Origin of the sequence: Bradyrhizobium sp. CCBAU 11357 (assembly GCF_028128865.1) — a bacterium.
GTDB lineage: Bacteria > Pseudomonadota > Alphaproteobacteria > Rhizobiales > Xanthobacteraceae > Bradyrhizobium.
On the sequence record NZ_LBJW01000100.1, the window covers coordinates 108,802 to 129,262 of the forward strand.

General features: G+C 65.3%; 14 protein-coding genes. 2 read left to right on the forward strand and 12 right to left on the reverse strand.

The annotated features are described in order from the left end of the window. Window positions 1–215 precede the first annotated feature (215 nt). On the forward strand, window positions 216–1,250 hold the full coding sequence (locus tag XI05_RS18395; protein ID WP_271504178.1) for a cysteine synthase A: 1,035 nt from the start codon (window positions 216–218) through the stop codon (window positions 1,248–1,250). A gap of 58 nt (window positions 1,251–1,308) precedes the next feature. On the opposite strand, the gene XI05_RS18400 is transcribed toward XI05_RS18395, so the two are convergent. The 7 genes from XI05_RS18400 to XI05_RS18430 form a co-directional block, all read right to left on the reverse strand. Next, window positions 1,309–3,546 (reverse strand): tetratricopeptide repeat protein, encoded by a 2,238-nt coding sequence (locus tag XI05_RS18400; protein WP_271504180.1) that lies wholly within the window; start codon window positions 3,544–3,546, stop codon window positions 1,309–1,311. Between the two features lie 118 nt (window positions 3,547–3,664). Further along, window positions 3,665–5,938, reverse strand: a complete 2,274-nt coding sequence (locus tag XI05_RS18405) for an O-linked N-acetylglucosamine transferase, SPINDLY family protein (protein WP_271504182.1) — start codon at window positions 5,936–5,938, stop codon at window positions 3,665–3,667. A 114-nt stretch (window positions 5,939–6,052) separates the two neighbouring features. Continuing rightward, the gene (locus tag XI05_RS18410; RefSeq protein ID WP_271504184.1) at window positions 6,053–8,284 is read right to left on the reverse strand and encodes an O-linked N-acetylglucosamine transferase family protein; all 2,232 of its coding nucleotides are present in this window, start codon (window positions 8,282–8,284) and stop codon (window positions 6,053–6,055) included. Window positions 8,285–8,378: 94 nt separating this feature from the next. Continuing rightward, on the reverse strand, window positions 8,379–9,116 hold the full coding sequence (locus tag XI05_RS18415) for an amino acid ABC transporter ATP-binding protein (RefSeq protein WP_260370394.1): 738 nt from the start codon (window positions 9,114–9,116) through the stop codon (window positions 8,379–8,381). 11 nt (window positions 9,117–9,127) lie between these two features. After that, on the reverse strand, window positions 9,128–10,648 hold the full coding sequence (locus XI05_RS18420; protein WP_271504186.1) for an amino acid ABC transporter permease: 1,521 nt from the start codon (window positions 10,646–10,648) through the stop codon (window positions 9,128–9,130). Beyond that, window positions 10,645–11,850: an amino acid ABC transporter permease gene (locus XI05_RS18425; RefSeq protein ID WP_271504188.1), complete on the reverse strand. Its 1,206-nt coding sequence runs from the start codon at window positions 11,848–11,850 to the stop codon at window positions 10,645–10,647. Before XI05_RS18425 ends, XI05_RS18420 begins: the two co-directional genes overlap by 4 nt. 25 nt (window positions 11,851–11,875) lie before the next feature. Beyond that, window positions 11,876–12,892, reverse strand: coding sequence for an amino acid ABC transporter substrate-binding protein (locus XI05_RS18430; protein ID WP_271504189.1), 1,017 nt, complete (start codon window positions 12,890–12,892; stop codon window positions 11,876–11,878). A gap of 398 nt (window positions 12,893–13,290) precedes the next feature. Here XI05_RS18430 and metC point away from each other — a divergent pair, with 398 nt between their 5' ends. Next, the gene (metC, locus tag XI05_RS18435) at window positions 13,291–14,475 is read left to right on the forward strand and encodes a cystathionine beta-lyase (protein ID WP_271504192.1); all 1,185 of its coding nucleotides are present in this window, start codon (window positions 13,291–13,293) and stop codon (window positions 14,473–14,475) included. Between the two features lie 87 nt (window positions 14,476–14,562). On the opposite strand, the gene XI05_RS18440 is transcribed toward metC, so the two are convergent. From XI05_RS18440 to pbpC, 5 genes are all read right to left on the reverse strand, one after another. Next, on the reverse strand, window positions 14,563–14,901 hold the full coding sequence (locus XI05_RS18440; protein WP_271504194.1) for a lipid-A-disaccharide synthase N-terminal domain-containing protein: 339 nt from the start codon (window positions 14,899–14,901) through the stop codon (window positions 14,563–14,565). Then, window positions 14,898–15,635, reverse strand: coding sequence for a glycosyltransferase family 2 protein (locus XI05_RS18445; protein ID WP_271504196.1), 738 nt, complete (start codon window positions 15,633–15,635; stop codon window positions 14,898–14,900). The genes XI05_RS18440 and XI05_RS18445 overlap by 4 nt, the downstream gene beginning before the upstream one ends. A 64-nt stretch (window positions 15,636–15,699) precedes the next feature. Next, on the reverse strand, window positions 15,700–16,545 hold the full coding sequence (locus XI05_RS18450) for a phosphatase PAP2 family protein (protein ID WP_271504198.1): 846 nt from the start codon (window positions 16,543–16,545) through the stop codon (window positions 15,700–15,702). A gap of 1 nt (window position 16,546) precedes the next feature. Beyond that, window positions 16,547–18,289 carry an ArnT family glycosyltransferase gene (locus XI05_RS18455; protein WP_271504200.1) on the reverse strand — a complete coding sequence of 581 codons (1,743 nt, stop codon included), beginning with the start codon at window positions 18,287–18,289 and terminating at the stop codon, window positions 16,547–16,549. 50 nt (window positions 18,290–18,339) lie between these two features. After that, window positions 18,340–20,400, reverse strand: coding sequence for a penicillin-binding protein 1C (gene pbpC, locus XI05_RS18460; protein WP_271504202.1), 2,061 nt, complete (start codon window positions 20,398–20,400; stop codon window positions 18,340–18,342). Between the last annotated feature and the right edge of the window lie 61 nt (window positions 20,401–20,461).

The following is a 20,461-nucleotide window of genomic DNA, read 5'->3' on the forward strand; positions in this document are numbered from 1 at the left end:
TCGTTTCTTGCCCTGGCCGGGGTTCGGCTGTTTCTTCCTACCGATATCCGGCCTCATGGCCGCGCGCATCAGCGCCGGTCTCTTCTCGGGCATATCACTGTTTCCGTGGGCGTTTCGCTCGGGTTCGCCGCAGCGCAAAAGCCTTCCCCTTTGGCCTGCCAAGCACTAGGTTCGGGCCAAAGCCGATCAACCCCTTGGTAGTGATTTCCCCTGACATGACCATTCGCAACGACGTTGTCGAGGCCATCGGCAACACCCCCCTCATCAAGCTCAAGCGCGCTTCGGAATTGACCGGCTGCACCATCCTGGGCAAGGCCGAGTTCATGAATCCCGGTCAGTCGGTGAAGGACCGCGCCGGCAAATGGATGATCCTGGAGGCCGAGAAGCGCGGCGAGCTGAAGCCCGGCGGGCTCGTTGTGGAAGCGACCGCCGGCAATACCGGCATCGGCCTTGCCGTTGTTGCCAGCGCGCGCGGTTACCGCACCCTGATCGTGATCCCGGAGACGCAGAGCCAGGAAAAGAAGGACTTCCTGAAGCTGTGCGGTGCCGAGCTGATCGAGGTGCCGGCCCTTCCCTACGCCAACCCCAACAACTACCAGCATGTCGGCCGGCGGCTCGCCGACGAGCTGCGCAAGACCGAGCCCAATGGCGTGCTGTTCGCCGACCAGTGGAACAACCTCGACAACGCCAAGGCACACTACGAATCCACGGGGCCCGAGATCTGGGAGCAGACCGGCGGCAAGGTCGACGGCTTCGTCTGCTCGGTCGGCAGCGGCGGCACGCTGGCCGGCGTCAGCCGCTATCTGAAGGAGAATAACAAGGACATCCGCATCGCCTGCGCCGATCCGCACGGCGCCGGCATGTACGAATATTTCAGGACCGGCGATCCCAAGGCCACCCCTGGCGGCTCGATCACCGAAGGCATCGGCCTCAACCGCGCCACGGCGATCGTCGAGACCGCCAAGGTCGACGAGGCCTATCTCATCCCCGACACTGACGCCGTCAGCGCGATCTACGAGCTGCTCCAGCACGAAGGTCTGTGCCTCGGCGGCTCGACGGGCATCAATGTCGTCGGCGCGATGCGACTTGCGAAGCAGCTCGGGCCCGGCAAGACGGTCGTTACCGTGCTGTGCGATTCCGGCAGCCGCTATCTGTCGAAGCTGTTCAACGCGGACTTCATGCGCGCCAAGAACCTGCCGGTGCCGGAATGGCTGGAGAAGCGCAGCAACATCAAGCCGCCGTTCGTCTGATCGTCACGCGCGTCCTCGGGCCGAGGGCGCACGTCCACAAGCACTGCGCAGTTCGGCTTTAAGCGACCTCCCCGCTTTCCGAGGCTGCGGCGCAATAGTCGCGCCAGAACTTGCGGTAGCCCTCTTCGACCCTGCGGGTGTAGGTTTCGACATTGCCCGCGGCTGAAGCTGCGATCCGGGCCGGCAATTCCGCGCGCAACTTTGCCAGAAGCCCCGGCTGGGCAGCAAATTGGCACGCGATCGCGGCGTAGCCCGCGTCATCCTCGGCCATCCAGTCGTCGAGACCGACGGCCGCCACGATGGAGCCGCCGGCGCGCGAGGATGCGCCGTGGCCGAGCTTGGCGACGACCGGAACGCCCGCATAGAGGGATTCCCAGGTGCTGACGCCACCGTTCTGCGGAAATGGATCGAGCGAAATATCGACCAAGGCGAAGGCTCGCAGATGATCGGCGCGCTCGGACGAGCCGAGGCAAGTGATCCTCTCTTCGGCAATCCCGTGAGCGACAAACCGCGCGAGGAGACCGTCGCGCACCAGGGCATCGTCGAGCAGCGTATGCTTGATGATGATCTTCGATCCGGCCACCTCCCGCATCACGTTCGACCAGACGCGGATGGCCTCGTCCGAAATCTTGTTGACGCGGTTGAACACGCCGAAGGTGACGTAGCCGTTGCGGAGCATGGGAAGCTCCGACGGCGGCACATCCAGGATGGGATCGATCGTGATCAGGCACGGCAGGTCATAGACCTTTTCGGTCAGCAGATGCCGTGCCGATTGCGGAATGAAGACGGGGTCCGCGAGCACGTAGTCCATCGTCCGAAGGCCCGTACCGGTCGCGTGTCCGAAGCCCGTGACCTGGATGGGAGCCGGCTTGCGGGCGAAGACCTGGAGCCTGTTGCCCGACGAATGCCCGGAGACGTCGATCAGGATATCGACCTTGTCGGCCTCGATACGATCGGCCAATTCGTCGTCGAACATCTGCCAGGCATCGACCCAGACGTCTGCCGCCGACCTGAATTCGGCCGTGATCGCATCTTTTGTCGGCGAACACGAATAACAGACGACCTCGAAGCTGGCATGATCATGGTGGCGCAGCACCGGCAGCAGGCCGAACGCCGCCGAGTGGTACCAGAATTCGGCAGAAACATAGCCGATCACGATCCGCCTGTCGGGATCGAGCTGCCGGGAGGCGAGCTTCCTCTGCGGCACGCGGGCACCGATCGCTTCGCCCCACGACCTTCGTGTCGCCTGCTGGATCGTGAAATCTGCGTCGGGAAGAAAGTCCAGAAAATAGATCTTCCGCGCCATCAAGTCCGGATCCGGCGAGATCGCCAGCGCCGCGTCGAGATGTTCGATTGCGGAGGCGATTTCTCCCTGATTTGCAAGACAAGAGCTCAGCAAGGCCAATGCGATCGTGGAACGCGGATTTTGCTCGAGCAAGGTCGTGCAGGCCAGGATCGCCTGTGCGGTGTTCCCCAGGCTGAGCGAGATCTCCGCCTTTCCCCGCAACGCAAGTTCGAACCGCGGCGAAAGCGCAAGCACCGCATCGAAGTCCGCGGCGGCCTGTTCCAGCCGCGACAGGGCCGAGTTGAGGCGTCCGCGCTGCGCCAGAATCTTCGCCGAATCGGGCTTGATCGCGAACGCGGCCGCGAGCGCAGCTTCCGCCTCATCGTAACGCCTGAGCTCGATGCTGACCATGCCCTTGCCGATGAGCGCTTCGACGTGGCGCGGCTGAAACAACAGCGCGCGATCAAAGCTCTCCCTGGCGCGGTCAAAACGGTACAGTGCCAGCTCCGCCACGCCACGATTACAAAGCGCGTCGGCGTAGTCGGGCTTCAGCTTGATGGCGCGATCGTAGATATCGATAGCCTGTCCTGGCAGGTTCATCTGGAGCAAGGTGTTGCCGAGGCCGACAAGGGCCGGCGTAAAATTCGGCTTCAGCGCGATCGCCCTCTCCTGACAGGCGCGGGCCGCCTCCAATTTCTGAAGGACGACGTAGACGGTGGCGAGATTGCTTTGCGCCTCGTGCGAACGCGGATCGATCGCGATCGCGCGCTCCAGCAGCTGTTGCGCCTCCTCCACGCGTCCGCCCTGCTGCACACTCAGCCCGAGCAGGTGCGTGGCGTCGAAATGATCCGGAACGGCTTGCACGATCTGGCGGCAGAGCTCCTCGCACTCCGCATACCTGCCCTGGCCATAGGCGCTCGCCGCGGCGGGAATGATGGCGTCGGCATGCTTCTTCAATTTCTTCTGCAATCGCGCATTCTGGAATGCGCGCGCGCCGGCGCTGCTCTGCAAGGTGTCTCTCCGGAAGATGGCCCAGGGCCGACTCTAACTGATTCGCGTCCCGGCCCGGCCGAACTGCCGGACCACAAATCCGTCCGGGAGATCCCGGGGTTCGCCTGCAGGATGCGGCTCAGGAGCCGCCAGGTGCGTCCGCCCCGCTGACCGCGGCGTCGCCGCGCTCGGCGGCAGCGGCACAATAGTCGCGCCAGAACCTGCGGTACCCCGCTTCGAGCTCACGCGTGTAGATCTCGACATTGCCGGCGGGCGAGGCTGCGATCTGGGCCGGCAAGCCCGCGCGCAACTTCGCCAGATATTCGGGCTGCGAGGCAAACTTGCGGGCGATCTCGACATAGCCGTCGTCGTCCTCCGCAACCCAGTCGCCGAGGCCGACGGCCGCCACGATGGAGGCGCCGGCACGCGAGGAGGCCCCAATGCCGAGCTTGGCCACGACCGGGACGCCCTTGTAGAGGGACTCCCAGGTGCTGATGCCGCCATTCTGCGGGAACGTGTCGAGGGAGATATCGATCTTGTCGAACGCCATCAGGTGATCGTCGCGCGAGGTGGTGCCGAGACAGGTGATGTCCTCCTCCGCAATGCCCTGCGCGATGAAGCGTGCGACCAGGCTATCGCGCAGCAGAGTATCGTCGAGCAGACCGTGCTTGAGGATGATCTTCGATCCCGGCACCTCGCGCATGATGCGCGACCACACACGGATCGCATCATCCGAGATCTTGTAGATGCGGTTGAACACGCCGAAGGTGACGTAGCCGTTGCGGAGCATCGGCAGCTCGGAGGGCTGCAGATTGGTGACCGGCTCCATCGTGATCAGGCACGGCAGATCGTGGATCTTCTCGGGAAACAGATGCCGGGCCGAGGGCGGAATGAAGATGGGATCGGCGAGCACATAATCCATCGTCTGCATGCCCGTGCCCGTCGCGTGTCCGAAGCCCGTGGCCTGGATCGGGGCCGGCTTGCGCGCGAAAACCTGCAGCCTGTTGCCGGTCGTGTGGCCGGACACGTCGATCAGAATGTCGACATTGTCGGCCTGAATGCGGTCGGCGAGCTCGTCGTCGGAAAGCCCCCAGGCGTCCACCCAGACGTCCGCCAATGATTTGAACTTGGCGGTGTACTCGTCCGCGCCCGGCCAGGAATAGTAGCAGATGATCTCGAACTTGGTGTGATCGTGGTTGCGCAGCACCGGCAGCAAGGTGAGGCCCGCCGAGTGCTGCCGGAATTCGGCGGCGACATAGCCGACCACGATCCGCTTTTCCGGATCGAGCGGCCGCTGCGGCAGGGTCCTTTGCGGTATCCTCGACCCGATCGCATCCCACCAGGACTTCCGCACAGCCTGCTGGACCGCGAAATCGGCCTCCGCGAGGTAGTCCAGCAAGAAGATCTTGCCCCTGATCGCATCCCCATAATCCGGCCGGAGAGCAAGCGCGCGATCGAGATATTGGATCGCAGCGTCCATGTCTCCCTGGTTCGAATAAGCGAAGCCCATCAGGGCCTGCCCCATCTCGGAGCGCGGATTTTGCTCGATCAACGCCGCTGCGGCCGCCATCGCCTGCGCGGTCTTTCCCATCACGAGGCAGGCCTGTGCCTTGCCGCGGAGCGCCAGTTCGAGCTTGGGCGAGATCGCGAGCGCCGCTTCGAAATCCGCAAGCGCGGGCTCCAGGCGCTGCAGCTCGTAACTGAGCCGCCCGCGCTGGGCCAGGATCCTGGGCGCGCCGGGCTTGATCGCGAGTGCGGTGGCAAACTTGGCTGCCGCCTCTTCGTGATGCCGCAGCTCCATGCTGACCATGCCGCTGCCGACGATGGCCTCGGCGTGACGCGGCTGAAACAGCAGGGCGCGATCGAAACTCTCCTTGGCACGCATGATCTGCCCAAGCACGATCTCGACCATGCCGCGATTGCAGAACGCATCGGCATAATCCGGCTTCAGCTTGATAGCGCGCTCGTGCAGCTCGAGCGCCTGTTCGTACTGCCCCAGATGCATCAGCGTGTTGCCGAGATTGGTCAGCGCCACCGCGAAATTCGGTTTCAGCGCGATCGCCCTCTCCTGGCACCGCCGCGCCTCCTCGTAATTGCCGAGGTCGAAATGCACCGTCGCGAGGTTGTTATGGGCATCGTGCAGGCGCGGATCGAGCGCAATCACGCGCTCCAGCAGCTCTTTGGCCTCCTCGAGGCGCCTTCCGTCATGGGCGCACATGCCGAGCAGGTGAAGGGCGTCGACATGATCCGGAAGGGCTTTCACGATCTCGCGGCACAGCGCCTCGGTTTCGGCATATCGGCCCTGGCCGTAGGCGTCCGCCGCGGCGGCAATCACGGCGTCGGCCTGCTTCAGCAATTTCTTCTGCAATCGCGCATTCTGGAACGCGCGCGCGCCGCCGCCGCTCTTCTGCAAGGTGTCTCTCCGTAGGATGCCCTGCGCAGAGTCTAACTGATTCGCGAGCCGGGCCGGCCGGTCTGCCGAGATCCGTCGGTTCCGGGATTTCACGGGGCCCGGCGCAAGATCTTGCTACGCCACCCCCGAGGCGGCGGCACAATGATCGCGCCAGAACCGGCGATAGGCCGCTTCGACCTCGCGCGTGTAAAGTCGGACGTCGCCGGCGGGCGAGGCAGCGATCCGCGCCGGCAGATCCGCCCGCAACTTTGCCAGATGGGCCGGCTGCGCCGCATATTTGCACGCGATCGCGGCATAGCCCTCGTCATCCTCGGCCACCCAGTCATCGAGGCCGACGGCCGCGACGATGGAGCCGCCGGCGCGCGACGAAGCGCCGCTGCCGAGCTTGGCGACGACCGGAACGCCGGCATAGAGGGACTCCCAGGTGCTGATACCGCCATTCTGCGGGAACGTATCGAGGGAAATGTCGACCATCGCAAAGGCCCGCAGATGCTCGGGGCGCGAGGTCGAGCCCATGCAGATGACGTTCTCTTCGGCGATGCCCTGCGCCGTGAACCGCGCGATCAGCCGATCGCGCAGCAATGGATCGTCAAGCAGCCCGTTCTTGACGATGATCTTCGATCCCCTCACCGCATGCATGACTTTCGCCCACACCCGGATGGCCTCGTCCGAAATCTTGAAGATGCGGTTGAACACGCCGAAAGTGACGTAGCCGTTGCGGAGCATGGGAGGCTCCGAAGGCGGCACGTGCAGGATCGGATCGATCGTGATCAGGCACGGCAGGTCATGGACCTTCTCGGCCAGGAGATGGCGCGCCGATTGCGGGATGAAGATCGGGTCCGCGAGCACGTAGTCCATGGTTCGAAGGCCTGTCCCCGTGGCGTGCCCGAAGCCCGTGACCTGGATCGGCGCCGGCTTGCGGGCAAAGACATGAAGCCTGCTGCCAGTCGTGTGCCCGGACACGTCGATCAGAATGTCGATCCCATCGGCCTGGATGCGGTCGGCCAGCTCATCATCGGACAATTGCGCGGCGTCGACAAAGACATCCGCGAGGGGCTTGAACCTCTCCGTCATCTCGTCCTGCACCGGCCAGCAGGAATAGCAGACGATCTTGAACCTGTCGTGATCATGATGGCGCAGCACCGGCAACAGCGAGTACGCCGCCGAGTGATTCCTGAATTCGGACGCGACGTATCCGATCACGATCCGCCGGTCCGGATCGAGCGACCGGGGCGCCAGCGTCCTTTGCGCAAGCTTGGCACCGATCGCATCCCACCAGTATCTTCGCGCGGCCTGCTGCGCGGCGAAATCGGCCTCCGGCAGGTAGTCCAGCACGAAGATCTTGTATCCGATCGCTTCCGGGAAGTCCGGCGCGATCTCGAGCGCAGCGTCGAGGTGTGCGAGCGCGGTCCCGATGTCTCCCTGATTGACGTGGCAAGCCGCCAGAAGCGCCAACCCCATCTCGGATCGCGGATTGACCTCGAGCAGCGTCTTGACGCTCGCCATCGCCCGCGCCGTGTTTCCCGCGAGAATGTCGATCTGCGCCCGCCAGCACAGCGCGAGCTCGAGCCGTGGCGATTGCACTAGAGCCGCGTCGAGATCCGCGGCCGCCTGCTCCAGCCGGGACAAACTGAGGTTGAGCCGTCCACGCTGCAGCAGAATCCGCGGCGAACCCGGCTTGATCGCGAGCGCTGCGTCGAAGGCGGCAGCCGCCTCCGCGAAGTGCCGGAGCTCGAGGCTGACCATGCCCCTGCCCGCGATCGCCTCGGCGTGAGATGGCTGAAACGACAGGGCGCGGTCGAAGCTCGCCTTGGCGCGCTTGAACTGGCCGGTCATCAACTCCGCCATGCCGCGGTTGCAGAACGCATCGGCATAATCCGGCTTCAGCCTGATCGCCCGCTCGTGCAGCCCGATCGCCTCATCGCCGAGGCCGATGTGCAGCAGCGTATTGCCGAGATTGGTCAGGGTGATCGGACAATTCGCCTTCAGCGCGATGGCCTTCTCCTGGCAGGCGCGGGCGTCGTTGAATTTCTCCAGGGCGAAATAGACGGCCCCGAGATTGCCGTGCGCGTCGGGCGAGCGCGGATCGAGCGCAATCGCACGCTCGAGCAGGAATTCGGCCTCGTCGAGCCGCCCGCTGTCGAACGCGCGCAGGCCGAGCAGGTGCGTGGCATGGAAATGATCGGGAACTTCCTTCAAGATCTCGCGGCAGAGCATCTCGGCCTCGGCAAGCCTGCCCTGCCCGAGCGCCTCGATCGCGAAGGCCATGACGGCGTCCGCCTGCTTCTTCAGCTTCTTTTCCAGTCGCGCATTCTGGTATGCGCGCGCGCCGGCACTGCTCTGCAAGGTCTCTCTCCGGAGGATGGGTCCGAAGAGAGGCAAGCCGACTCGGATGGTGCCAGGCTTGCGGTCAGGCCGGCGAGGCCCCCGGCGCCGAGGCTCAGCGCAGAATCTGGCTCAGGAACAGCTTCGTGCGCGCGTGCTGCGGGGCGGCGAAGAACTCGTTCGGGGTGTTGGCCTCGATGATCTGCCCGGCGTCCATGAACACGACGCGATTGGCAACCTCGCGGGCAAAGCCCATCTCGTGGGTGACGACCAGCATGGTCATGCCTTCTTCGGCGAGGTCGACCATGGTGTCGAGCACCTCCTTGACCATCTCGGGGTCGAGCGCCGAGGTCGGCTCGTCGAACAGCATGACCTTCGGGTTCATGGTCAGGGCCCGGGCAATCGCGACGCGCTGCTGCTGGCCGCCGGACATCTGGCCCGGAAACTTGTTGGCCTGATGCGGGATCTTGACGCGCTCGAGGAATTTCATCGCGGTCGCCTCGGCGTCCTTCTTGGGGATGTTGCGGACCCAGATCGGCGCCAACGTGCAATTGTCGAGCACGGTCAGATGCGGAAACAGGTTGAAGCTTTGGAACACCATGCCGACTTCACGGCGAACCGCGTCGATGTGCTTGAGGTTCGGCCCGAGCTCGATGCCGTCGACGACGATCTCGCCCTCCTGGAATTCCTCCAGCGCGTTGATGCAGCGGATCAGCGTGGACTTGCCCGAGCCCGAGGGGCCGCAGATCACGATGCGCTCGCCCTTCTGCACCGCAAGGTCGACATCACGCAGGACGTGGAATTCGCCGTACCATTTGTTCAGGCCGGAAATCTTGACGATGGGGTCGGACATGGTGGCCTCGATCAGTTGCGGCGGTGGGCGTTGAGGCGCCGCTCGACGAACAACGAATAGCGCGACATTCCAAAGCAGAACATGAAGTAGATGATCCCGGCGAAGGCGAAGCCGGTGAACGCCGTCGACGGCGTCGACCATTTCGGATCCGCGAACGAGGCGCGCAGCGAGCCGAGCAGATCGAACAGCGCCACGATCGAGACCAGCGAAGTGTCCTTGAACAGCGAGATGAAGCTGTTGACGAGGTTCGGAATGACGTGCCGCAGCGCCTGCGGCAGCACGATCAGCGAGGTCGTCTTCCACCAGGACAGCCCGAGGGCGGCGGCCGCCTCGCTTTGCCCGCGCGGGATCGCCGCGAGCCCGCCGCGGACGTTCTCGGCCTGATAGGCACCAGTGAACAGCGCGATGCCGATCAGCGCACGCACCAGGCCATCGACGGTGAAATTGCCGGGCAGGAACAGGGGCAGCATGTAGGTTGCGAAGAACAGCACGGTGATCAGCGGCACGCCGCGCCAGAACTCGATGAAGGCGATCGAGAAGATCCGGATCAGGGGAATCGTCGAGCGGCGGCCGAGCGCGAGCGCAATGCCGATCGGCAGCGAGGTGACGATGCCGGTGACGGAGACCACCAGGGTCACCAGGAGGCCGCCCCACAGGTTCGTCGTGACGACCGGCAATCCGCCGTGGTCGAGATCCATCAGCTTGATCACGATGGCGATGGCCATGAAGGTGGCGATGCTCGATGCCAGAGCCCGCCCGCCGGTGCGAACACCGCCGCCGAGAACGAAGGCGATCAGGCAGACGATCGCGGCTGTGATGGCGAAATCCGTCCAGACCGACTGGCCGGTGCCCTGGATATAATCGCGCAGCCAGGTGAGCGGAAAGATCAGCCAATGGATCACCGTGCCGAGCAGGACGATGAGGCTGCCGACGGCCCAGAGCAGCGGGCCGACCGCAGAGGTCCTGCTCGAGGTGAGCAGCGCCTGTCCGGCACCGACGATGCTCTCGTCGAACAATTGCAGCAGGCCGGCGGTCCAGCTCAGCCCCAAGCCCTTGATGCCGCCGCCGTGCAGCAGGAAGAAGGCCACCACCGGAAAGGCGACGAAGAACAGGCCGGCATTCAGGCTCTTTGCCGGCAGCCGCGGAATGAGCAGCGGCAGCAGCAGGATTGCTGCGAGCAACAGCGTCAGGTTCACCCGCCAGCGCTCGGCCTCGGGATAGAAGCCGTAGATCAGTTGCGGGAGCTTCGCCTGGATGTAGGGCCAGCAGGCGCCGACTGCGAAGCCGGCGTTCTCGGCGAGGCACGCGGCGCGGTCCTTGCCGCTCCAGACTGCATCGACCATCAGGAACTTGACGGAGGGAATGATGGTGAACCAGAGCAGCAAGGCGCCCAGGATCGTCAGCAGGATGTTGGTCGGCGAGTTGAACAGGCGCGTGCGCATCAGGCCGATGAAGCCCGTCGTCTTCACCGGAGCCGGACGCTCGGCGAGCAGGTCCTGGCGGACGAAGTTGGATGACATGACATCGCTCATGCGCCGAGACTCCGGCTGACGCGCCAACCGTAGACGCTCATGATCGCGCTGGTGAGGAGCGAGATCAGGAGATAAACACCCATCGTCATGGCGATGATCTCGATCGCCTGGCCGGTCTGGCTCAGCGACGTGCCGGCGAACACCGACACCAGGTCAGGATAGCCGATCGCGACCGCCAGCGACGAGTTCTTGGTGAGATTGAGGTACTGGTTGGTCAGCGGCGGCACGATGACGCGCATGGCCTGCGGCACGACGATGAGGCGGAGCGTGGCGCCGCGGCTGAGGCCGAGCGAAGATCCCGCCTCCATCTGCCCCTTGTGAACGGACAGGATGCCCGCGCGCACGATCTCGGCGATGAAGGCGGCGGTATAGGTCGACAGCGCCACCGTCAGCGCCACGAATTCCGGGATGATGCGTGAGCCGCCGGCGAAGTTGAACCCCTTCAGCTGCGGCAGCTCGAAGGTGAAGGGCAGACCGAATACCAGCATCGTGGCGAGCGGAAGCCCGAACAGCAGGGCCAGCACGTAAGGCCAGATGTGGATCACCTGCCCGCGCTGAAACAGCGCTCGCCTGGCGTAGAAGCGCAGCGCCAGCGCGGCGACGATGCCGAGCGCCAGCACCGCCAGGAACGGCTCGAGACCGCTCTGGCCGATCGGGCTCGGAACGACGAGGCCGCGATTGCTGATGAAGGCGACGCCGAGCAGGGAAATGCTCTGCCGCGGATTGGGCAGAGCCGCGAGCACCGCCAGATACCAGAACAGGATCTGGAACAGCAGCGGCAGGTTGCGGATGACCTCGACATAGATCTCGCCGACCCGCGATAGCAGCCAATTGGGCGACAGCCGGCACAGCGCGACGATGAAGCCGATCACCGTGGCGAAGAAGATGCCCACCACGGAGACCACGAGCGTGTTCAGCAGCCCGACCACGAACACGCGCAGGAACGTGTCCGAGCCGGTATAGGAGATCAGGGTCTGGTTGACGTCGAAGCCGGCATTGTTCCTGAGGAAGCCGAAGCCGGCGGCGATGTGCTGGTTCTCGAGATTGGCCCGCGCATTGGAGACGATCTCGTAGCCGATCCAGCCCAGGATCGCCGCGAAGGCAAACTGGACGGCAACGCCGTTCCAGCCTGCCTTGCCGCCCAGAATGCGCCGGATCTTCAGCGCGATCTGGGGCGGCGGTTTTCGAGCCTCGGTGCTCATGCCGCTGACGGCCGATCAGGGGTTATCAGCGGATCGGCGGCGCGTACTGAAGACCGCCCTTGTTCCAGAGATTGTTGACACCGCGATTGATGCCGAGCGGCGAGCCGGTGCCGACGTTGCGATCGAACACCTCGCCGTAATTGCCGACGGTCTTCACGATCCGCACCACCCAATCCTTGGTCAGGCCGAGCTGTTCGCCGAAATTGCCGTCGCTGCCGAGCACGCGCTTCAGCTCCGGATTTTCCAGCTTCGCCTTCTCGTCGACGTTCTTCGAGCTGACGCCGAGCTCTTCGGCGGTGAGCATCGCAAACAGCGTCCATTTCACGATGTCGAACCACTGGTCGTCGCCGTGGCGCACCATCGGCCCGAGCGGCTCCTTCGAGATGATCTCGGGCAGCACCATATGGTCGTTGGGACTGGCGAGCTTGAGGCGATTGGCGTACAGGCCCGACTGGTCGGTGGTGAAGACGTCGCAGCGGCCGGCTTCATAGGCCTTGACGGTTTCGTCGTTCGTGGCGAACGCGATCACCTCGTACTTCATGTTGTTGGCCTTGAAGTAGTCGGCGAGATTCTGCTCGGTGGTGGTGCCGGTCTGCACGCAGACCGACGCGCTGTTGAGCTCGAGCGCCGAATTCACCTTCAGCGACTTCTTCACCATGAAGCCCTGCCCGTCGTAATAGGTCACTCCGGTGAAATTGGCGCCGAGCGAGGTGTCGCGCGAGATGGTCCAGGTGGTGTTGCGCGAGAGTACGTCGATTTCGCCGGATTGCAGCGCCGTGAAGCGGTCCTTGGCGGACAGCGGCACGAACTTGACCTTGGTCGGATCGTTGAAGATCGCGCCGGCAATGGCGCGGCAGACGTCGACGTCGATGCCGGTCCAGTTGCCCTTGTCGTCGGGCGACGAGAAGCCCGGCAGGCCCTGGCTGACGCCGCAGGACACCATGCCCCGGTCCTTGACGGTCTTAAGCGTTTGCGCATCGGCGGCTTGGGCGGTGAGGCCGGCGGCGAGAGCAAGGGTGAGAGCCAGGGTTACGCGTGTCATGGGCTTTGGGCCTTTCAAGGTCGTCTCAAGGTCAGGAATGTTGTCGTTAGGTTCATCTCTGCCAGGCCAGGTCTTCTAACTGGCCTTGCAAGAGTCATGCTGGAAAACCTTGCCGAACACTCGCCGATCTCGGGAGCCCATATACCTTCATCCCCACCGCTGGCGCCCGCCATGTCGTTGGCTGTGACGCGAAGTCCGGTCAGGCAATGGATCGAAGGTCGCGGCAGGCCCCTCAACATGCGGCGACTGAATAGCACCTGCGCATCACAGAACGACTGGCGAGCCGGGTCAAGGGGTTGACGGGACTCTTCTGTGTTCTGTTATTAACGACCGCGGCCTTCCGGCCGGCCCAGGGGCGCGATGCGTCCGGTGGAAAACGCGGTTTTGAAAGCAGACGCATGGATTCTTCGCACCCCCAAGAGCAGCACGCCGAGACCCGGCTGGTCACCTCCGGCCGCGACACCAAGGCGCAGAAGGGGTTCGTCAATCCGCCGGTCTTCCACGGCTCGACCGTGCTCTATCCGACCGCCGAGGACCTGCACGCCCATCGCGGCGAGTTCACCTATGGCCGTCACGGTTCCCCGACCACCAAGGCGTTCCAGGAGACTCTGATGGCGCTGGAGGGTCCGCAATGCGCCGGCGTCGGCATCGTGCCGTCGGGGCTGTCGGCGATCTCCACCACCCTACTCTCGGTGCTGAAGGCCGGCGACCACATCCTGGTGGTCGACAACGTCTATCGGCCCACGCGCAATTTCTGCAACGGCATGCTGACCCGCTACGGCGTCGAGACCACCTATTTCGATCCGCTGATCGGCGCCGGCATCGACAAGCTGTTCAAGCCCAACACCCGGGCCGTTCTGGTGGAGGCGCCGGGCTCGCAGTCGTTCGAGATGCCCGACATCCGCGTCATCGCCGACGTCGCGCATGGGCGCGGCGCGCTCGTCATCGACGACAATACCTGGGCGACGCCGCTCTATCACCGCTCGCTGGAACAGGGCGTCGACATCAGCATGCAGGCCGCCACCAAATATATCGGCGGCCATTCCGACATCATGTTCGGCACCATCTCGGCCAACGCCAAGGCCTGGCCGATGATCGCCGAAGGCATCCGCCTGCTCGGCGTCTGTGCCGGCCCCGACGACGTCTTCCTGGCGCTGCGCGGCCTGCGCACCCTGTCAGTGCGGCTCGCACAACATCATCGCTCCGGGCTCGAGATAGCGCGCTGGCTGGCGGCGAGGCCTGAGGTTGCGCGCGTGCTGCATCCCGGGCTTGAGACCGATCCCGGTCATGCGATCTGGAAGCGCGACTTCAGCGGCGCCTCGGGCCTGTTCAGCATCGTGCTGAAGCCGGCGCCGCAGAAGGCGGTCGACACCATGCTCAACACGCTCAAGCTGTTCGGCATGGGCTTCTCCTGGGGCGGATTCGAAAGCCTCGCGATTCCCTTCGATTGCGACGCCTATCGCACCGCGACCAAATGGGCGCCCGGCGGCCCGACGCTGCGTCTCCACATCGGGCTCGAGAGCACCGACGATCTCAAGGCCGATCTCGATCGCGGCTTCGCTGCCCTCAAAGCGGCAATGTGAGCCTCAGGATTGGGCATCTCGCCTGGCAAACGCGCCACTGCGATGCAGCCAACTGGCGGGATTGAACAAGCGGAGCCGAATCCTGGATCAGCGGTCCAACGTCTTCGAGGCGGTGCCGCGGTTCTTCCAGATCAGCATGATGTTGCGGATATAGATGATCGTCGCCAGCGACTGTCCGAGGATGATGATGGGCTCGCGCTTCACGACGCCATAGACCAGCGTCATCAGCCCGCCGCCCATCGAGCAGAACCAGAACGCCATCGGCACCACGCTGTTGCCGGCGCGCTCGCTCGCGATCCATTGCACCAGGAAGCGCGCGGTGAAGAACAATTGCGCGACGAGGCCGAACGCCAGCCAGAAGTCGAACTTGGCGACGAAGACGTCATAGAGATAATTGCTCAGCGCCTGACCGTATTGAATGATCATGCGTTCACCTCGGTCACTTCTGGAGTCGGCTTCTTGCGGCGGATCAGCCACCACACGCCTGCGAGATCCATGATGCCGATCCACAGCCGATCGAAGAAGCCATAGTTGGACACGCCGGAATGGCGCGGCCGGTCGATCACGTCGACATAGGCGATGTCGTAGCCTTCGCGGCGGACCAACGCGGGGAGGAAGCGATGCAGCCCGTCGAAATAGGGCAGCATCAGGAAGACGTCGCGGCGGAACGCCTTCAGCCCGCAGCCGGTGTCGCGCGTGCCGTCCTTCAGGATGGCATTGCGAACGCCGTTCGCCACGCGCGACTGGAGTTTCTTGAAGCCGGTGTCCTTGCGCCCGACGCGCTGGCCGGCAGCGAGCCCGACGCGCCCTGCCCCCTTCTCGACCGCCGCGATCAGGTCGGGCAGGAAGGCCGGATTGTTCTGGCCGTCGCCGTCGAGCGTCGCCACGATCTCTCCGCGCGCCGCGCGCACGCCGCTGCGCACGGCCGCCGACTGGCCGCCCGATCTTGCATGGCGAAGCTGACGCAGATTGCTCCGCTCTTTCATGATGGCGCCGAGCCGCTCGCCGGTGGCGTCGGTCGAGCCGTCGTTGACGTAGATGATCTCATAGGGCCAGCGGCCATCGAGCGCCGCGCCGATCTCCGCGATCAGCGGCGCGATGTTGTCGGCTTCGTTGCGCACGGGAACGACGATGGAAACCGAAGGCTGGGACGTCGACAAATCGAGGCTCGTGGTTGGAATTGACCTGCCCAAGGGAACCGGCGGTCCCGGCAGGCAGCCGCTTTTATGGGGCGGATGCCCGGTGGGCAACCCTTTTAAGGCGGTCGGAAAACGTCCCTGAAAGCGGCACGATGGTGCCGTCGGCACGGATGGCAAAGCCGAGCTTTCGGGCCGCGAACCAGTAGCGGACGGCCATGGCGCCGACCGTTCCGACCAGCGCGCCGGCCACGACGTCACTCGGGTGATGCGCCAGCAGCACGAGGCGCGTCAGCAGGATCACGATTGCGTAAGTGAACATGAAGACGCGCAGGCGCGGCCACAATGCGGACACGGCAAACGCCAGGGCGAACGCGGCCACGGCGTGGCCCGACGGCAGGCTGGCATAAGCTCCCGTCCCCTCGAACGGCACGAAGTTGAACGGATTGGCCGTGCCCCCGACGAAGGGGCGTCCGCGGCCGATGAGATATTTCAGGATCTCGGCAACGAAGGCTGACACGGCAACCGACACAAACATGAATTGCAGCCGCGTGCCGAAGCCGAGCAGCAGCGCCCGGCGGCTTCCGTGCTGCCCGGCCGCGACGAGCGCCAGCACCACCAGCGCAGCCCCCAGCAGCGAGAGGATATACTCGTCCTTGCCGAAATCGGTCAGGATCCGGATCGGCCACAGGCTCGGCGTGCCGCGCGGCGGCATCAGCTGGATCTCGGTCTGATCGAACGCGACCATCAGCACGATGACCAGCGCTGCACCCGCCATGGCAAGCCACAGCGAATGCCGCGCCAGCTTCCGGGCGGCCTCGGCGCGGCGCGAATGCGAGGGCGACCGCACGAGCTGCGCCAGCGCGCGCCAGGACACGGCGAGCAATTGCGCGGGGTAGCCCGCATGCGGCGCAATATCGGTCGGGGCCCCCATCCTATTCGGCACCTTCCGAGCGGAAGATCGAGATCGAGATCGCGCGCCCTTGCGAGAAATTGTAACCGTCGATGCGCGCGCCGACCTTGTAGCGCAGCCCGATCGCCTCGGCGCGCTGCACGAAGCTGCGCTCCGAGCGCTGCTCGATCAGCGCGAAGCGGCAGCTGCCCTGCCGCAGGAAGTCCGCCGCGCCGGAGCCGTCGGTGAGCAAGGTCCGGGTGCCCGCCAGGAAGACGAGGCTCGGCTCGTGATAACCGGCCGCAGCCGCCTTCGGTCCGACGCAGGTGACGTTGCGAAGCGCGCGCGCGATCTCGATGCTGGGAAAGAGCGGCGTCAGCGACGGCAGGACGATGCCGTAAATCGTCACGGCGAGCATCAGGGCTGCGACCAGCGCGTTGAGCAACGAGCGCTCGGCGCGGTTGGTATCGAACAGCCACCAGGCGAACAGGCCGAAGATCAGCGCGGCCGCGATGAACGGCCAGGCCACGAAGGCGGGCTGCCGCGTCAGCATCACCGCGCCGACCACCGCAATGATCGAGGCGGCGGCGGGGATCGCGAACCACCAGGCCGAGCCGCGCATGAGCCAGGAGCGCGACAGCACGCGCCGCTCCACGGCGCCGGCGGTGAGGATCGCGATCGCAGGATACAGCGGCAACACGTAATGCGGCAGCTTGGTCAGCACCGCCTCGAACACGATCCAGGACGGGATCAGCCAGGCCAGCAGGAACTGCGCGCCGGGCTCGCGCCGGGCCCGCCACACCGCGGGCGCCGCCATCGCCGCCAGCGGGGCCCCCGGCCAGAACGTGATCCAGAACAGCGCCAGGTACAGTCCGGGCGGCGCGCCGTGGGATTCCTGGGCCCCGATCTTGCTCAGCATGTCGCCGCCGACGGAATCGGCAAAGAAGGTTTCGCCCGCGCGCCAGAAGATCGCGACGAACCAGGGCAGCACCAGCACCAGCATCCACATCAGGCCCCAGACAGGCCGCAGCTTCCACAGCCAGGAGGCGTCGCGGTCCTGGATCGCGAGCGCGACGATGGTCAGGCCTGCGAACATCAGGATCAGCGGGCCCTTGATCAGGATGCCCACCGCGAGCGCGGTCCAGAAGATCGCGGGCCAGCTCCACGGCGGATGCGTCTCGTCCTCGGCGCGCTGCCAGGACAAATAGGCCCGCGCCATCGCGCCCATCGCGGCGACGACGCAAAGCAGCAGCATCGCATCGGTCTTCGCCAGCCGCGCTTCAACACCGAGCAGCACGGAGGCGCACATCATCAGCGCCGCCAGCACCGCGGCGCGCCGCGTGACGAAGCCGAGCGCGGCCCAATAGGTCATGAGCACGGCGCCGATCGCGCCCATCAGCGACGGCAGCCGGTAGACCCAGATGCGCAATTCGGCCTTCGGCAGCTTGAGCATCGTGGCGGCTTCGACGGTCGCCGATTGCAACCAGTAGATGCCGACCGGCTTCTTGTAGCGGACGTCCTCCTGAAAGCGGATATCGACATAGTCGCCGCTCTCGACCATCTGCTTGGTGGCCTGGGCAAACCGTGCCTCATCGCGATCGATCGGCGGAATGGTGAAGAAGCCCGGCAGGAACAGCAGCAGCGCGAACAGCACCAGGAAGCCGACCGCGCGCGCGTGGCTGGCGGTGACGATGTCAAGCATGCGCACGAGCCCGCTGCCCGGATTTGCGGGCGATTTCGACTCGCGGGGGGCTCCAAAACGGGGGCTTGGGTAGGTCTCGGCCATTGGTTCCGCTTACGCTGAAACCGCCATGGCCACAACCGCTTAAGGCAGGGTCATTGAATTCGAATGACGACTGTGTCCGCGGCGCCCGTGGCGTCGATCACGGTGAGCCGTGCAAAGCCCGGGCCGGGTGGATCGATCAGCCGTTGCCGGCGGCCGTCGATCTCGCCGAGCGCGGTGCCGTTAACCATGACCGTCAAGGGCAGCACGCCGCCGGCGACCTTGACCGGCATGGCTGCGCTCTCCCGGCCACCTGATCGATCGACGTCGATGCGCGAGCCGTTCAGGGGAAACTGGATGTGCAGCGCCTGCTCGCCCCCGCTTCGCACCAGTTCGCCGACCGGGCGGAACCGCATCAAGGGCAGCGGCAATTTCGCGTTGCTTGCGACCAGGGTTCCCTTGGGCGGCTTTGGCAAGGGGGCCAGCGTCTTGCCGCTGCGGGCGAAGGCGTCGAACAGGATGGGCGCAGCCGCGACGCGTCCGATCAGGCCGGGAACCGGCGCCCCATCCGGACGGCCGACCCAGACGCCGATGGTCATGCGGCCATCGAAGCCGACCGACCAGGCATCGCGATAGCCGTAGGAGGTGCCGGTCTTGAAGGCGATGCGGTTGTGGGCGGCGTTCTCCGGCGGGGGCGTGCCGAGCAGGACGTTGCCGACCTGCCAGGCTGCGACCTGATCCAGCAGCCGGAGCGGCTCGCGATCGTCCTTGGCCGTCACGATCTCGCGGAGCGGCTTGGTGGTTCCGAGCCGGGCGAAGCCGGCATAGAGCTGGGCAAGGTCCTGGAGCGTCACGCCGACGCCGCCGAGGCCCATGGCAAGGCCGGGCGCTTCGTCCTTGGGCAGGATGAGGTTGCCGCCGGCCTGCCGCAGCCGCGAGGCGAGCCGGCTCGAGCCGACGCGGTCGAGCAGCACGATGGCCGGCACGTTCAACGACAATTGCAGCGCCTTCCTCACCGGCACCGTGCCCTGGAAGGTCATGTCGAAATTTTCCGGCGCATAGGAGCCGAAGCGGACCGGCCGGTCGTCGATCAGGCTGTCGGGATGGACGAAGCCGTCCTCGAAGGCGAGTCCGTAGATGAAAGGCTTCAGTGTCGAGCCGGGCGAGCGGACGGCGCGGGTCATGTCGACCTGCCCTGCCCGGCTCTCGTCGAAATAATCGGCCGAGCCGACGCGCGCGAGCACGTCGCCGCTCTCATTGTCGATCACGATGATGCCAACCGAGATGTTCGGACCCAGCGCGATGGCGCGGTCGCGCGCCAGCGGCTCCAGCATCTTCTGCAGGTTCGCATCGAGCGTCAGCTTGATGATCGGCGTGTCCTTGACCGTCGACATCGCAGAGTCGGAGGCATGCGGCGCCAGGATCGGCATCGGCTTGCGCAGGTTCGGCACCGCCACAGCCTTGGCCTGCGCCGCGTCGCCGGCACTAACCACGTGCTCCTCGACCATGCGGTCGAGCACGCGGTCGCGCGCCTTTCGCGCCGCCTCCGGAAAGCGGTCGAGCCGACGCGTCTCCGGCGATTGCGGCAGCGCGACCAGCAGCGCGGCCTCCGCCAGCGACAGCCGCTTCGGCTCCTTGCCGAGATAGGCGATCGACGCCGCGCGGATGCCTTCGAGATTGCCGCCATAGGGCGCGAGCGCCAGATAGAGATCGAGGATCTGCTCCTTGCTCATGCTGCGCTCGATCTCGATCGCACGCACGATCTGCCGCAGTTTGGCGTAGAGCGAACGCTGCCGCCGCGGCTCGATCAGGCGGGCGAGCTGCATCGTGATGGTCGAGCCGCCCGAGACGATGTGACCGCGCGTTCCCAGCTGCAACGCGGCGCGCCCCAGCGCCAGCGGATCGATGCCGTCATGGGCGTAGAAGCGCTGGTCCTCATAGGCGAACAGAAGTTTCAGATAGGTCGGATCGACGTTGGTCCTGGCATCGACCGGCAACCGCCAGCGCCCATCCGCCATGGCATAGGCGCGCAGCAGCTTGCCGTTGCGATCGACAATGGTGGTGGAGACCTGGCGGGCTTCGTCGAGCGGGAGCGGGCCGAGGGAATAGACCCAGGCGACGAAGCCGATGACGGCGAGGATGAGGGTGAGTGCAGCGGCCGAGAGAAGGCGCATGATGGTGCGTCGTTCTCCTCTGCCGTCATTCCGGGGCGGCTCGAAGAGCCGAACCCGGAAT

What these genes read in the sequence shown, in the direction of transcription:
- XI05_RS18440 (WP_271504194.1), bottom strand. Translation starts at nt 14,901, where the DNA reads ATGATCATTCAATACGGTCAGGCGCTGAGCAATTATCTCTATGACGTC.
- XI05_RS18420 (WP_271504186.1), bottom strand. Translation starts at nt 10,648, where the DNA reads ATGAGCGATGTCATGTCATCCAACTTCGTCCGCCAGGACCTGCTCGCC.
- XI05_RS18455 (WP_271504200.1), bottom strand. Translation starts at nt 18,289, where the DNA reads ATGGCCGAGACCTACCCAAGCCCCCGTTTTGGAGCCCCCCGCGAGTCG.
- pbpC (WP_271504202.1), bottom strand. Translation starts at nt 20,400, where the DNA reads ATGCGCCTTCTCTCGGCCGCTGCACTCACCCTCATCCTCGCCGTCATC.
- XI05_RS18450 (WP_271504198.1), bottom strand. Translation starts at nt 16,545, where the DNA reads ATGGGGGCCCCGACCGATATTGCGCCGCATGCGGGCTACCCCGCGCAA.
- XI05_RS18430 (WP_271504189.1), bottom strand. Translation starts at nt 12,892, where the DNA reads ATGACACGCGTAACCCTGGCTCTCACCCTTGCTCTCGCCGCCGGCCTC.
- XI05_RS18425 (WP_271504188.1), bottom strand. Translation starts at nt 11,850, where the DNA reads ATGAGCACCGAGGCTCGAAAACCGCCGCCCCAGATCGCGCTGAAGATC.
- XI05_RS18395 (WP_271504178.1), top strand. Translation starts at nt 216, where the DNA reads ATGACCATTCGCAACGACGTTGTCGAGGCCATCGGCAACACCCCCCTC.
- metC (WP_271504192.1), top strand. Translation starts at nt 13,291, where the DNA reads ATGGATTCTTCGCACCCCCAAGAGCAGCACGCCGAGACCCGGCTGGTC.
- XI05_RS18415 (WP_260370394.1), bottom strand. Translation starts at nt 9,116, where the DNA reads ATGTCCGACCCCATCGTCAAGATTTCCGGCCTGAACAAATGGTACGGC.